This is a genomic window from Klebsiella sp. X13, assembly GCF_003323835.1.
Lineage (GTDB): Bacteria > Pseudomonadota > Gammaproteobacteria > Enterobacterales > Enterobacteriaceae > Klebsiella > Klebsiella ornithinolytica.
The window spans coordinates 2,339,399-2,352,881 of the sequence record NZ_CP030874.1 but is presented as its reverse complement, the minus strand read 5'-3'; the positions used below and the strand labels follow the sequence as shown (position 1 = coordinate 2,352,881).

At 56.4% G+C, this 13,483-nt stretch carries 12 protein-coding genes; 5 read left to right on the top strand and 7 right to left on the bottom strand.

The window, feature by feature from the left end; all coding sequences use genetic code 11:
• Positions 1-30: 30 nt before the first annotated feature.
• Positions 31-1,476 (top strand): nucleobase:cation symporter-2 family protein, encoded by a 1,446-nt coding sequence (locus tag DSD31_RS11195; RefSeq protein ID WP_004862857.1) that lies wholly within the window; start codon positions 31-33, stop codon positions 1,474-1,476.
• 247 nt (positions 1,477-1,723) lie between these two features.
• The gene (fdhF, locus tag DSD31_RS11190; RefSeq protein WP_113991043.1) at positions 1,724-3,871 is read left to right on the top strand and encodes a formate dehydrogenase subunit alpha; all 2,148 of its coding nucleotides are present in this window, start codon (positions 1,724-1,726) and stop codon (positions 3,869-3,871) included.
• A 151-nt stretch (positions 3,872-4,022) separates the two neighbouring features.
• Here fdhF and DSD31_RS11185 read toward each other — a convergent pair whose 3' ends face one another.
• From DSD31_RS11185 to DSD31_RS11175, 3 genes are all read right to left on the bottom strand, one after another.
• Positions 4,023-4,481: a (2Fe-2S)-binding protein gene (locus tag DSD31_RS11185; RefSeq protein ID WP_004862868.1), complete on the bottom strand. Its 459-nt coding sequence runs from the start codon at positions 4,479-4,481 to the stop codon at positions 4,023-4,025.
• 45 nt (positions 4,482-4,526) lie between these two features.
• Positions 4,527-7,742, bottom strand: coding sequence for a molybdopterin cofactor-binding domain-containing protein (locus DSD31_RS11180; protein ID WP_004862870.1), 3,216 nt, complete (start codon positions 7,740-7,742; stop codon positions 4,527-4,529).
• 348 nt (positions 7,743-8,090) lie between these two features.
• On the bottom strand, positions 8,091-8,861 hold the full coding sequence (locus tag DSD31_RS11175) for a DeoR/GlpR family DNA-binding transcription regulator (protein ID WP_004862872.1): 771 nt from the start codon (positions 8,859-8,861) through the stop codon (positions 8,091-8,093).
• Positions 8,862-8,951: 90 nt separating this feature from the next.
• Between DSD31_RS11175 and DSD31_RS11170 the strand changes: the two genes are divergently transcribed.
• Together DSD31_RS11170 and DSD31_RS11165 are read left to right on the top strand one after the other, a co-directional pair.
• Positions 8,952-9,335: a VOC family protein gene (locus DSD31_RS11170; protein ID WP_015584171.1), complete on the top strand. Its 384-nt coding sequence runs from the start codon at positions 8,952-8,954 to the stop codon at positions 9,333-9,335.
• A 35-nt stretch (positions 9,336-9,370) separates the two neighbouring features.
• Positions 9,371-10,012 (top strand): CatA-like O-acetyltransferase, family 1, encoded by a 642-nt coding sequence (locus DSD31_RS11165; protein ID WP_004862878.1) that lies wholly within the window; start codon positions 9,371-9,373, stop codon positions 10,010-10,012.
• On the opposite strand, the gene arsC is transcribed toward DSD31_RS11165, so the two are convergent.
• Genes arsC through DSD31_RS11150 form a run of 3 tightly spaced genes read right to left on the bottom strand, consistent with a single transcriptional unit; the run spans position 9,992 to position 12,085 of the window.
• Positions 9,992-10,417 (bottom strand): glutaredoxin-dependent arsenate reductase, encoded by a 426-nt coding sequence (gene arsC / locus DSD31_RS11160; RefSeq protein WP_044349868.1) that lies wholly within the window; start codon positions 10,415-10,417, stop codon positions 9,992-9,994. The genes DSD31_RS11165 and arsC overlap by 21 nt on opposite strands.
• Before the next feature lie 9 nt (positions 10,418-10,426).
• Positions 10,427-11,719, bottom strand: a complete 1,293-nt coding sequence (locus DSD31_RS11155) for an arsenic transporter (RefSeq protein WP_004862882.1) — start codon at positions 11,717-11,719, stop codon at positions 10,427-10,429.
• Between the two features lie 45 nt (positions 11,720-11,764).
• Positions 11,765-12,085: a metalloregulator ArsR/SmtB family transcription factor gene (locus DSD31_RS11150; protein WP_004862888.1), complete on the bottom strand. Its 321-nt coding sequence runs from the start codon at positions 12,083-12,085 to the stop codon at positions 11,765-11,767.
• 88 nt (positions 12,086-12,173) lie between these two features.
• Here DSD31_RS11150 and arsH point away from each other — a divergent pair, with 88 nt between their 5' ends.
• Positions 12,174-12,872, top strand: a complete 699-nt coding sequence (gene arsH / locus DSD31_RS11145; protein WP_032717686.1) for an arsenical resistance protein ArsH — start codon at positions 12,174-12,176, stop codon at positions 12,870-12,872.
• A gap of 40 nt (positions 12,873-12,912) precedes the next feature.
• Here the strand turns inward: arsH and DSD31_RS11140 are convergent, their stop codons facing one another.
• Complete coding sequence (locus DSD31_RS11140) at positions 12,913-13,416, bottom strand: DUF1543 domain-containing protein (protein ID WP_032717687.1); 504 nt, start codon at positions 13,414-13,416, stop codon at positions 12,913-12,915.
• Positions 13,417-13,483: the final 67 nt, after the last annotated feature.

Genomic DNA, 13,483 nt, shown 5'->3' with positions numbered 1-13,483 from the left:
AAAATGTCGGATAATAAGGAGAACAAAGTTATGAGCGCCATTGATTCTCAGCCACCATCGGTCTCTGGCAGCCCCCATACAACAGATGAGGTGGATCGCGTCTTGTCGCCGGGGAAGCTGGTCGTTTTGGGTTTGCAACACGTTCTGGTTATGTATGCAGGTGCCGTCGCCGTGCCTTTAATGATAGGGGACCGGCTAGGATTAAGTAAGGATACGGTGGCGCTACTGATCAGCTCCGATCTGTTTTGCTGCGGCGTCGTGACGCTACTGCAATGTATCGGTATCGGTCGTTTTATGGGGATTCGTCTCCCGGTCATTATGTCAGTGACCTTTGCCGCCGTCACGCCGATGCTGGCCATTGGTATACACCCTGACATCGGACTGCTGGGGATTTTCGGTGCGACGATCGGCGCCGGAATCATCACCACCCTGCTCGCCCCTCTCATCGGACGGCTGATGCCACTATTTCCACCGCTGGTCACCGGCGTGGTGATCACCTCTATCGGTTTGAGCATTATGCAGGTCGGGATCGACTGGGCGGCCGGCGGGAAAGGCAATCCTGACTATGGTAATCCGGTTTATCTGTGCATCTCCTTCGCCGTACTTCTGTTTATCCTGCTGGTCACACGCTTCGCCAAAGGTTTTATGTCTAATGTCGCCGTCCTGTTAGGCATCGTCTTTGGCTTTGGCCTTTCCATGATGATGAATGAAGTCAACCTCAACGGCCTGTACGACGCCAAATGGTTCGCAATTGTCACTCCGATGGCGTTAGGGACGCCGGTCTTCGATCCGGTGTCGATTATCACGATGACCGCCGTGGTCATCATCGTTTTTATTGAGTCGATGGGGATGTTCCTGGCGCTGGGTGAAATTGTGGGCCGCAAGCTGACGCCGCAGGATATCGTTCGTGGTTTGCGCGTTGACGGTATCGGCACGGTGTTTGGCGGCGTTTTCAACAGCTTCCCCCACACTTCTTTTTCGCAAAACGTCGGGCTGGTCAGCGTCACAGGCGTTCACAGCCGCTGGGTCTGCGTGGCTTCCGGCGCTATTCTGATCATATTCGGGATGGTGCCGAAAATGGCGGTGCTGGTCGCCTCAATCCCGCAGTTTGTGCTGGGCGGCGCAGGGCTGGTCATGTTCGGCATGGTACTGGCGACGGGAATTCGCATTCTGGCGCGTATTAACTACTCCTCTAATCGTTACAACCTTTATATCGTCGCCATCAGCCTTGGCGTGGGTCTGACGCCAACGCTGTCGCATGATTTTTTCTCAAAATTCCCGACAGTACTGCAGCCGCTACTGCATAGCGGGATCATGCTGGCCACGTTCAGCGCCGTCACCCTCAATCTGTTCTTTAACGGTTACAACAAACACACGGGGCTGATTCCCGAGAACCCGGCGGTTAAGCGCCAGCCACGTACGATGCGCATGTGGTTACTGATGCGCAAAGTTAAACAGCAGCAACACGATGAATAACGAGAAAGACTACGGCGTCAATGCATAACTCTGACGCCGTCATCCCGCTACCGGGAGCATTCATTCCGCGAACTCAGGAGCACTTATCATGTTATTACGCCTGGTTTTCGCCACCGCGGTTCTCTGTTTGCTGAGCCTGCCAGCGGTGCAATATGCCATTAATTTGAGTTTCCATAGCCGCTTCGACTTTTGGTTATTCTTTTAATCGCGCTGTCTCCGCTTCGTTCTGACGAGGAAAATTATCATAATGAAAAAGGTGATTACCGTATGCCCGTATTGCGCAGCTGGCTGTAAGATCAGGCTGGTCGTTGAGGAGGAAAAAATCCTTCGTGCCGAAGCGGCAATGGGAAAAAACAACCAGGGAACCCTGTGCCTGAAAGGCTATTATGGCTGGGATTTCATTAACGATACCCAGATCCTCACCCCGCGCCTGAAAACCCCTATGATCCGCCGTCAGCGTGGCGGAAAACTGGAATCCGTCTCCTGGGAGGAGGCGCTCGACTACGTCGCGACCCGTCTCAGCGCCATTAAGGCGAAGTACGGTCCGGACGCCATTCAGACCACCGGTTCGTCCCGCGGGACGGGGAACGAAACCAACTATGTGATGCAAAAGTTCGCGCGCGCCGTTATTGGTACCAATAACGTCGACTGCTGCGCTCGCGTCTGACACGGCCCTTCGGTTGCAGGTCTGCACCAGTCGGTCGGTAATGGCGCCATGAGTAATGCCATCACGGAGATTGATAACACCGATCTCGTCTTTATCTTTGGCTACAACCCGGCCGACTCACACCCTATTGTGGCGAATCACGTGATTAACGCCAAACGCAACGGGGCGAAAATTATCGTCTGCGATCCGCGCAAGATTGAAACCGCGCGCATTGCCGATATGCATATTGCCTTGAAAAACGGCTCCAACATCGCGCTGCTCAACGCCATCGGCCACGTCATTATCGAAGAGGATCTCTACGATAAATCCTTCGTCGCCAGCCGTTCTGAGGGCTTCGAGGAGTATCGTAAAATCGTCGAAGGCTATACGCCGGAGTCGGTGGAAGCCATCACCGGCGTCAGCGCGCAGGCGATCCGCTCCTGTGCCCGGATGTATGCCGGCGCGAAATCCGCCGCCATCCTGTGGGGCATGGGCGTGACCCAGTTCTATCAGGGCGTGGAGACCGTGCGCTCGCTGACCAGCCTGGCGATCCTCACCGGCAACCTCGGCAAGCCGAGCGTCGGCGTCAACCCGGTGCGCGGCCAGAACAACGTGCAGGGCGCCTGCGATATGGGGGCGCTGCCGGACACCTATCCGGGCTATCAATACGTGAAATTCCCGGAGAACCGCGAGAAGTTCGCCAGAGCCTGGGGCGTCGGGAGCCTGCCGGCGCATACCGGCTATCGCATCAGCGAGCTGCCGCACCGCGCGGCGCACGGTGAAGTACGGGCAGCGTACATTATGGGCGAAGATCCGCTGCAGACCGACGCCGAGCTCTCTGCCGTGCGTAAAGCGTTTGAAGAGCTGGAGCTGGTGATTGTCCAGGATATTTTCATGACCAAAACCGCCGCGGCGGCCGACGTTATCCTGCCGTCCACCTCGTGGGGCGAGCACGAAGGCGTCTATACCGCAGCGGACCGCGGCTTCCAGCGCTTCTTTAAGGCGGTAGAGCCGAAGTGGGACCTGAAAACCGACTGGCAGATCATCAGCGAAATCGCCACCCGAATGGGCTATCCGATGCACTATAACAACACCCAGGAGATCTGGGACGAGTTGCGGCATCTGTGCCCGAACTTTTACGGCGCCACCTACGAGAAAATGGGCGAGCTGGGCTACGTGATGTGGCCGTGCCGCGATGAGTCCGACGCCGACCAGGGGACCTCTTATCTGTTTAAAGAGAAGTTCGCTACCCCGAACGGGCTGGCGCAGTTCTTCACCTGCGACTGGGTTGCGCCGATCGATAAGCTCACCGACGAGTATCCGATGGTGCTCTCCACCGTGCGGGAAGTAGGCCACTATTCGTGCCGCTCCATGACCGGCAACTGCGCGGCGCTGGCCGCGCTGGCGGATGAACCGGGCTATGCGCAAATCAATACCGCCGATGCCGCGCGACTGGGTATTGAGGATGAGGCGCTGGTGTGGGTGAACTCACGTAAAGGCCGCATTATCACCCGCGCGCAGGTCAGCGACCGGCCGAATAAAGGGGCGGTCTATATGACCTATCAGTGGTGGATTGGCGCCTGTAATGAGCTGGTAGCGGAGAACTTAAGCCCGATAACCAAAACGCCGGAGTACAAGTACTGTGCCGTGAACGTTGAGCGCATCGCCGACCAGCGCGCCGCCGAGCAGTATGTGATTGATGAGTACACCAGGCTGAAAGCCCGCCTGCGCGAAAGCGCAATGGGTTAACACTGTTCCCCGCTTGCGCTACGTTTATCGGGGAAAAGATCCGGCCGCTTTCGGGAGTCGTCAGGAGCGATTAGATCAGCGGGTCAGGTTATCAGACAGAAAAGAGAGCAACCCGGGCCAGGCGTCTACACCTTAGCCCGGGTTGTACGATCTATGACTTTAAAGCATGGTGAATAGAATCAAGAATCGGTTGATAGCCGGTACAGCGACAGATATTCCCCTCCAGCACATCTTTCAACTGTTCATCCGTCGGCTGCGGCACTTTAGTCAGCAGCGCCGTGGTACTCACCAGTACGCCAGGAGTACAAAAACCGCACTGCACGCCGCCTTTCTCGACAAATGCCTGCTGCAGTTTTTGCGTCAGCGGGTTATCGTTCAATCCTTCAAGCGTGGTGATTTCCGCCTCATCGCACTGCCCGGCCAGAACCAGACATGAACAGACGGCATGACCATCCATTAATACCGTACAGGCGCCGCACTCCCCGATGGAACAGCCCTCTTTAGTGGCACTCAGGTGCAAAGTGTCGCGCACCAGATCCAACAACCGCATATGACCTTCCACTTTCGCTTCCACCAGCTTGCCATTGACCTTCACTTTGATTGTGCTCATTGCGCTATCCTGTGCGGGGCGATATCACGCCCCGTTAATTAATGGTTATTTATCAAATTCTTGCTTCGCCTGCGCCATCATGTCGCGGAACATACTGATAAACACAGGCTGCTTATAGGCCGCGGACCAGCGTTTGCCGATGGCGGCATCGATCAGCTTTTCCAGAACCGCACAAGCGCTGTCGATCGATGCATGCTCTAACCGCTGACCAATCAGGCAACGCTCGACATCAGGCAGGCGCTGCGGTTTGCTAAACAGCGCGCCATCCACCAGCCGGCAGTAGTCGACGCAGCCGTTGGTATCCAGCGCCAGCAGCGCGCTCAGACTTTGCCGGGTAATATTCAGCGCATTACGTCGCCCCAGTTGATGATAGAAACCTCTGGCCTCCGGTCTGGCCGGCGGCGGCAGGATCACCTGAGTCAGCAGCTCATCCGGCTGACGCTGGGTTTTATAGCCAGATAGCAGAAACTCACCCAGCGACATCCGCCGCGTGCCGCGCAGAGAATGCAGCACAATACTCGCATCGTAGAGTATCGCCGGTGGAATGGAGTCGCCACAGGGTGCGGCGTTAACGATATTGCCGCCAATGGTGGCGCGGTTACGAATCTGATGTGAGCCTACGGTGTGACAGGCCTGAACCAGTAGCGGATAACGCTCGCGCAGCAGCGGATGCTCGCTGATACGGTTAAAGGTCATCGCCGCGCCAATGACCATCTCATGACTATGGGGATCTTCTGTAATCCCGGTCAGTTCCTGAAGACGGGAAATATCCACCAGCTTCATTGCCCGGGTTTGCATGCGCCCTTGCACAATGACATCCGTCCCTCCCGCTATTGCGCTCACGCCTTCCTGAGCCAGCAGCGTCAGCGCCTGTTCCAGATTCTGTGGACGGGTTATCGTCACGTCGGTCAGCCGCAGCACCTGCTTTTTATTTTCAGGCTCAATCATCAACTCGCTCTGCCGGGCGGGCTTTTTCAGATTGAAACCGAGGATCACCTGCTCAAGGGTCAGCGGCAACTTATTAAAGCGTTTCCCCAGCGCGAAGCTGACCGCATTATTGATAGCTGCCGCCGCCAGTTCAGTCGCCGGCTCGCCGATTCCTTTCGCACCGTACGGTCCGGCAAGATCGGGATTCTCTACGCCGATAACCGTCATTCGTGGAATATCTTTAATGGTCGGCAGGAGGTAGCTGTCAAAGTTTTCTGACTTCACCTGGCCGTGCTCAATATTGAAATCCTCCAGCAGCGCATAGCCAAACCCCTGGGCGACGCCGCCGCAGACCTGGCCTTCAAACCCCACCGGATTGAGTATCCGCCCAACATCGTGCGCAGCGGTCACATGCAGGAGTTCAGTTTTCCCTGTACTGGTGTTCACCCGAACTTCAGCCACCTGGCAGCCATACACCCAGGTAAAGTACGGACTGCCGCAGCCTTTTTCCTCATCCCAGTGAATCGGCGGTGGGACGAACCAGCCATACTCGGTGAGACTGACGCTGGCCCATTTGGTTTTATTGACGGCGCTTTTAAAATCAATACGTCGGCTTTCGTCATGGCGATTGATTATCAACCCACCTGACCAGAGGGTATCGGCAAGCTCGCAGGTGCCAAGCGTGTCGCCGACGACGCTGAGAATGCGTCGTTTAATCTTCTCTGCCGCATCGAGAATCGCCCCGCCGCCCACCATCGTTCCGCGCGTGGCCGCCGTGGATCCGCCATCGCCAATTACCGAGGTTGGCGGTTCGCTAAAATGAATGTCTTCAAGCCCAATACCAAACGCTTCGGCGGCAATGAGCGACATGGTGGTCTGTAACCCCTGACCATTTTCTGATACTGATGTCGAAAGGTTAACGCTGCCGTCTTCGTTGACCTGAATCAGCGCCGTTGAGGTATCAACCCCTTCCGCACCGATAGAACAGCCGCGATAGCTCAGCGCCAGGCCAATACCGTAGCGCCAGACGCCTCCCTGTTGATTCAACACACGATAATGCTGGCGTTTCGCCATGAATTCTGCCGACGTGCTGGCCTTATTCAACACTTCAATTGCCGAAACGGTGTGGTTATCAAACACCTGGCCGGTAATCGAAGTATCGCCTTGTCGTAGCGCGTTTTTTTCACGCAGCTTCAGCGGTGGAATATCCAGGTATTCCGCAATCTCATCCATCAATGATTCATGGGCGTAGACGACCTGCGGCGAGCCAAAGCCACGCATCGCCGAGGTATAGCTGTTGTTGGTGTAGACCGCTTTCACATCAATATGGACATTAGGAATACGATAAGGACCCGCGGCCTGTACCGAAGACCGCCAGGTCACGAAGGGCGAAGAAGCGGCATAGCCGCCGCTGTCCGCGAGAATATCGACCTTCATCGCGACAATATGCCCGACCTCATCGAGCCCCACTTTATACTTCATTTTATAGGGGTGACGTTTGCAGCTCTCGATAATCGACTGTTCGCGGGTATAGGCGAATTTCACCGGGCGACCGGTTAAGTGGGTCAGTAAGGCCGAACGGCAGGCCAGATGGTCGATCACATCATCTTTACCGCCAAACGATCCCCCCATCACCGCCCGCTTAATATTAATTAAGCTCTGCGGACAGCCCATAAATTTGGCCACGAATCCGCGAACACGATGCGGATTCTGAATCGAACCGGAAATGATCAGGCTGCCGTCGGTGGGATCCAGCCAGCTGAGCACCACTTCCGGCTCGATATACGCATGCTCCTGAAAGCCCACTTCATACTCGCGCTCCAGCACATGGCGAGCCTCGGCGAACCCCTTATTAACATCGCCTTTAATCGTATGATGATGCGCGGCAATGTTGTCGCTGCGTTGCGGATGGATCAGCCGGGCACCGGGTGCCAGCGCCTGCTCAACATCGGTGAGCGGCGCATAGGGCGTATAGCGGACGTGTATTTTGTCAGCGGCCTCGCAGGCGGCCTCATAGGTGGTCGCCGCGATCACGGCAATCACGTCGCCGTGAAAGACCACCTCATCTTTGACGATCGGCAGGTAATCTTTCACGATAACCCCCACCGCTGGCGTGCCAGGAATATCCTGCCAGGTGGCAATTTTCACCACGCCGTCGACCGCCAGCGCATCGCTCAAATCAAGGTGTTCAATTTTGCCCGCCGGGATATCCGCATAGCGGCAGACACCAAATAGCATACCTGGCAGGGTGATATCATCACCATAAATGGCCGTTCCTTTGACTTTCGCCAGGCCATCCACTCGTCCCGGCGACGCTGAACGTAAAGCGCACATAATATTCCCCTTATTATTGTCCGTTGATGGCAAACCAGACTTAGCCATTGCATGCAGTATCCGTTCACCCACGGGAAAAACCCGTCCGGGACAACAAATCCAATATCTGTGCCATAAGTCCGCCGGGATGTGGTGCAGGTTATTATTTGTGACTGGAAACGCAAAAAGAGGCACCGACGGGGAAAAATCAGCGCAGCGGAGGATGCGGAGAGCGTATCACCGCCCGAACGACGGTGATTTTATCAAAGTGAGAAGACGTAATTTATCAAATTAATAATTGCCAGCCGTCGCCCGGATGGCGCGGCTCAGCAGGAGGTCTGTCGCCGATGCGGCGGCGTTTAGCGGGGGTCAGACGGTATAAATGCGGATATCGTGCTCGCGGAACGTGTCGCGATACTCGCGACTGATGTTCTCCTCCACCACCAGCACATCGATATCGCCGCTTTGGGCGACGACAAAACGGGCCACCGCCGGAATTTTATCCGAAGTCAGGCCGACGATAATTTCACTGCACTGTTTAATCACCGCTTTTTTAAATTCGCAATCGGCATAGTCGAATCCGGTCAGACCGGATTCCGGCGCCATTGCGCAGCCGCCGATAAACCCCTGATCAAACAGCACGCCCTGCAGCTGAGCCACCGCCGAAGCGCCAACGCAGCCGCCCGACGCTCGCTGAACCTGCCCGCCAAGCATCACCACGTCATACAGCGGCTTTTTGAGCAGCTCTGCGGCTATCTCCGGCGAATTGGTCACCACCGTTAACGCCAGTTCGGCTGGTAGCGCCTCCGCCATCGCCAGATTGGTGGTACCGGTATCGATAAAGATGCAGCCGCCGGGCTTCACCAGCCTTGCGCATTTCTGCGCGATTCTGAGTTTTGTTGCTGCATTTTTGTCTTTCCGCTCGCTGTAATCCCCGGCTTCCGGCAGGTTCATTACCGCGCCGCCGTAGACCTTTTTACAGAACCCGTCTTTGCTAAGTTCATGCAGATCGCGGCGAATTGTATGCTCGGAGACGTTTAAGCGGCTGGCCAGCTCGCTACAGACCACCCGACCGTTTTCCTGGAGGATCTGACAAATCAGCGCTTGTCGTTGCTGAGGGAAAGCTGCATAATCGAGCACATTAACTCCTGAAGTTATCTTAACCGAGCATTAAGGAGCATAATCATGCATCCGCCCGGCTCTGTCAACCTACCCTGTAAAGAGGTAAAAATGAAAATTGCCCATATCGCGCTCTGGACCCGGCAGCTTGAACAACAGGCCCGTTTCTGGACCAGCTTCTTTAACGGCCAGATTAACGAAAAATATTGCAGCCGGACCAATCCCGGCTTTGAGTCTTATTTTGTGAAAATTGGCGAAGATATTGCCATTGAGCTGATGTGCAAACCGGGGCTGCAGGCGGTCACGCCGGACAATAACCACACTGGATGGGTTCATCTGGCTATCTCCGTCGGCGGCGCGCAGCAGGTCGATGCGCTGGCGAAGCGGGCAGAAACACAGGGGATTTTAGTCTCCCCGCCGCGCACGACCGGCGACGGCTATTATGAAGCGGTGATCAAAGACCCGGATGGCAATCTGATTGAAATCGTTGCATAGTCATCTCTGCAACCCATTCTGAGCAGGAACGCGCCGTGTCTACCTACCATGTCATCGATAAAGAGAGCTGGCATCGTCGAGATCATTTCGAGTTTTATCGCACTTTTGCCAACCCCAGCTTTAACCTCTGCGTGCCGGTAGAAGCACAGCGCTTGTATGAGTGCGCGAAGGATCGCCAGGTCTCCTTTTTCCAGCTGGCGCTCTACGCGCTGCTGCGGGCAGCCAACGCGGTACCTCAGCTCAAGCAGCGGATGCGAGGCGACGATATTATTGAATATGATGATATTGCGGTGATGACGCCCGTCATGACCGCCCAGGAAGGGTTTCGTCAGGTGTGGTGCAACAATGCCGCCGACTTCGCCGCCTTTAGCCGCGCGGCGACGCCGAATATTGAGGCGGCAAAAACCATCGATCCGGCGCCGCTGATTGTCGAGGGCGAGCACTTTTTCTGCGCCAGCTGTCTACCGTGGCTCCATTTTAGCGCCATCACCCAGGCCGAGTATTATACGGGCGCGGCGGTTCCGGCGCTCACCTGGGGCAAACTGAAAAACGGCGTCATTCCGGTCGCGGGTAAATTCAACCACGCTTTTGTGGATGGGCTGCACGCCAGCCGTTTTTTCGCCCAGGTTGAAGCGGGGTTTGCCGAGCCGGATACCTTATGGCTGCCGCTGGTCTGAAGTCGCCACGACCCATTCCCCGTCCTCCTTACGAAACGGCTGTTTCTGCGCCTGGGTAAGGATCTCCAGCACCACTTCCGACGGACGACAAAGGCGTGTGCCCAACGGGGTGACCACAATGGGCCGGTTAATCAGGATCGGCTGCTGCAACATGCTCTCGATCAGTCGTTCGTCGCTAAGGGTTTCATCATCGAGCCCCAGCTGCGCGTAGGGTTCGACGTTTTTACGCAGCAGCGCGCGCACCGTTATCCCCATCGCCGCAATCAGACCCACTAACTCTTCCCGCGACGGCGGTGTGTCGAGATAGTAGATAATCGTCGGCTCAATACCGCTGTTGCGGATCATGGCCAGCGTATTGCGCGACGTGCCGCAATCCGGGTTGTGATAAATGATGGTGTTGCTCATATCAGGTTCTCACGACAGAGAAAAAGAGAGACGCAAAGCGAGTGCGGCCAGCGTCACCAGCAGTACCGGTAGGGTCATGATGATCCCGGTACGGAAATAGTAGCCCCAGGAGATGGCTCTGTTCTTTTGCGCCAGAACATGCAGCCAGAGCAGCGTCGCAAGGCTGCCGATGGGGGTGATTTTTGGCCCCAGATCGCAGCCAATGACGTTGGCGTAGATCATCGCCTCTTTAATCACCCCTGTTGCCGTGCTGCCATCAATGGATAGCGCTCCGACCAGCACCGTCGGCATATTATTCATGAGCGACGAGAGCACCGCCGTCAGCACCCCGGTGCCGAGCGTGGCCACCCACAGCCCGTTTTCCGCCAGCACATTCAGCACGCCGGAGAGCGCGTCGGTTAACCCGGCATTGCGCAGACCGTAAACAACCAGATACATCCCCAGCGAAAAGATGACGATTTGCCACGGCGCGCCGCGCAGCACGTTGCCCGTATGAATGACTCGCCCCTTTTTCGCCACCGCCAGCAGCACCGCCGCGCCGGCAGCGGCAATAGCGCTGACCGGGATCCCCAGCGGTTCCAGGATGAAAAAGCCGACCAGCAGCGCCACCAGCACCACCCAACCGGTCAGGAACGTCGGGCGATCTTTAATCGCGCTGGCCGGTTCAGGCAACAGGGCCAGATCGTAGACCGCTGGAATATCGCGACGAAAGACCAGATGCAGCATCGCCAGGGTCGCGAGGATCGCCGCGATATCGACCGGCACCATAACAGCCGCATAACTGCTGAAGCCAAGATGGAAAAAGTCGGCCGAAACAATATTGACCAGATTCGACACCACCAGCGGCAGGCTGGCGGTATCGGCAACAAAACCGGCAGCCATCACAAAGGCCAGCGTCGCGCGCTGGCTGAAACCCAGCGCCGACAGCATCGCGATAACAATGGGGGTCAGAATCAGCGCCGCGCCATCGTTAGCAAACAGCGCAGCCACGACGGCGCCCAGCAGAATTATCCAGCTAAACAGTCTTCGCCCGCGCCCATTCCCCCAGCGGGCAACGTGCAGTGCCGCCCAGGAGAAAAAGCCCGACTCGTCCAGCAGCAGACTGATAACAATCACCGCAATAAACGCCGCCGTGGCATTCCAGACAATATTCCAGACCACCGGAATATCGCTCAGATGAATAACGCCGAACGCCAGCGCCAGCGCCGCCCCCAGGCTCGCACTCCAGCCGATACTGAGTCCCTTCGGCTGCCAGATAACCAGCAGCAGCGTCAATAAAAAAATGGTCCCTGCGAGCAGCATTCCTCACCCCATCAAATATGCAATAACAGATATATTAAGCCGCCATCAGCAGGAAGACGGTGAAGCGTCAGCGACCCGGGCACGCACCTCATCACGCAGGCATCGCCATGCGCTGTCGATGATCTCTGCCGCCCAGGCCGGCATATGCGGCGACAAACGGTAGTGCACCCATTTCCCTTCCCGGCGGTCAAGAACCAGCCCTCCCTCGCGAAGAATCGCCATATGACGGGAGATTTTGGGTTGTGATTCCGCTGTCAGCGCGCAAATATCGCAGACGCACAGTTCACCTTGCTCCCTGAGCAACATCACGATCGTCAGGCGCGTGGCGTCAGACAATATTTTAAAAACCTCTAGCGGATGCGGCATTTTCGATTCCTTAGCGTGACATTTATATATATGCTAAATCATATATATAAATTTTGAAACAACCGCTCTCAAAAAAAGGTGTTCCCCCATGGCTGATTTTCCTGCCCTGCAACATGAATTTTTTGATTTTGAACTTGCCAACAAGCTCCCGGATCGGGCGCCACCGCGCATCCTCATTCTCTACGGCTCGCTTCGCGAGCGCTCTTTCAGCCGCTTCGCCGCGGAAGAGGCCGGGCGACTGCTGACGGCCATGGGCGCCAGCGTCCAGACCTTCAATCCTTCCGGACTGCCGCTGCCCGATGATGCGCCGGAATCGCACCCTAAAGTGGTTGAGCTGCGTGAACGGGTGCGCTGGTGCGACGGGATGATCTGGAGTTCACCGGAGCGACATGGCGCGATGAGCGCGGTGATGAAAGCCCAGATTGACTGGATCCCCCTGAGCGAAGGTGCTGTCCGCCCTTCTCAGGGCAAAACGCTGGCGGTGATGCAGGTGTGCGGCGGTTCCCAGTCGTTCAACGCCGTCAATCAGATGCGGATCCTCGGGCGCTGGATGCGGATGTTTACTATCCCGAATCAATCGTCTGTCCCCAAAGCCTGGCAGGAGTTTGATGAACAGGGTCGCATGAAGCCCTCGCCGTGGTACGACAGAATCGTCGACGTCAGCGAAGAGCTGTTCAAGATAACCCAGCTGCTGAAAGGCCATACCCCGCTGCTCGCCGGGCGATACAGCGAACGTAAAGAGAGCCATCAGGCCCTCTCAGCGCGAGTCAATCAGGCCAAAATCTGACGGGCAATGAGCGAGGATGCCTCCCGGCGCTGACAGGATTTCAAATCCCAATCGGTTGATAGCCTTGCCACTCGGGTTTTGCCGCCTCGCCCGCAGCGTTGGGCGTCAGGTGTAGATACCAGTCGCCCACCTTGTCCAGCAGCAGACAATCATCGACGGCCTGCAGATTGTCCTTATGCTGCTGCCAGGCGCCGCGTAGCAGCGTCTGCAGCGCTTTCGCCTTCGCCTCCCGCGCATCACTCGCCGCAAACAGTCCGAATTCATGTAGCTCCGCGAGGGTGTCGGACCGATAGCCGCCGGCGTTAACAAAGAACAGTTTCACCCGGTCGTGAGCAGGCGTTCTGGCCAGAGTCACCTCATAACCATCGGCCCAGCGGATCCTGCTATAGCCGTCAATATGGATTTTATCCGCATCGCCAAACCAGGCCTCGCGCAGCGCAGGCCACGCCTCTTCCGGGGTTCGCGCCACCACAAACTGAATGTCATGGACTTCAATATTCGATTTACCCGCATTGCCACCGACGTAGAACATAAACAGATGCATTGCCGATCCTCTGATGATCATTTTTCGATATATATAAAACTACATAACGCTTGTTGCAGCAAGTTTC

Coding starts and splice junctions, on each gene's coding strand:
- DSD31_RS11170 (WP_015584171.1), top strand. CDS start 8,952: ATGAAAATTGCCCATATCGCGCTCTGGACCCGGCAGCTTGAACAACAG.
- arsC (WP_044349868.1), bottom strand. CDS start 10,417: ATGAGCAACACCATCATTTATCACAACCCGGATTGCGGCACGTCGCGC.
- DSD31_RS11155 (WP_004862882.1), bottom strand. CDS start 11,719: ATGCTGCTCGCAGGGACCATTTTTTTATTGACGCTGCTGCTGGTTATC.
- DSD31_RS11185 (WP_004862868.1), bottom strand. CDS start 4,481: ATGAGCACAATCAAAGTGAAGGTCAATGGCAAGCTGGTGGAAGCGAAA.
- DSD31_RS11195 (WP_004862857.1), top strand. CDS start 31: ATGAGCGCCATTGATTCTCAGCCACCATCGGTCTCTGGCAGCCCCCAT.
- DSD31_RS11150 (WP_004862888.1), bottom strand. CDS start 12,085: ATGCCGCATCCGCTAGAGGTTTTTAAAATATTGTCTGACGCCACGCGC.
- DSD31_RS11140 (WP_032717687.1), bottom strand. CDS start 13,416: ATGCATCTGTTTATGTTCTACGTCGGTGGCAATGCGGGTAAATCGAAT.
- DSD31_RS11180 (WP_004862870.1), bottom strand. CDS start 7,742: ATGTGCGCTTTACGTTCAGCGTCGCCGGGACGAGTGGATGGCCTGGCG.
- arsH (WP_032717686.1), top strand. CDS start 12,174: ATGGCTGATTTTCCTGCCCTGCAACATGAATTTTTTGATTTTGAACTT.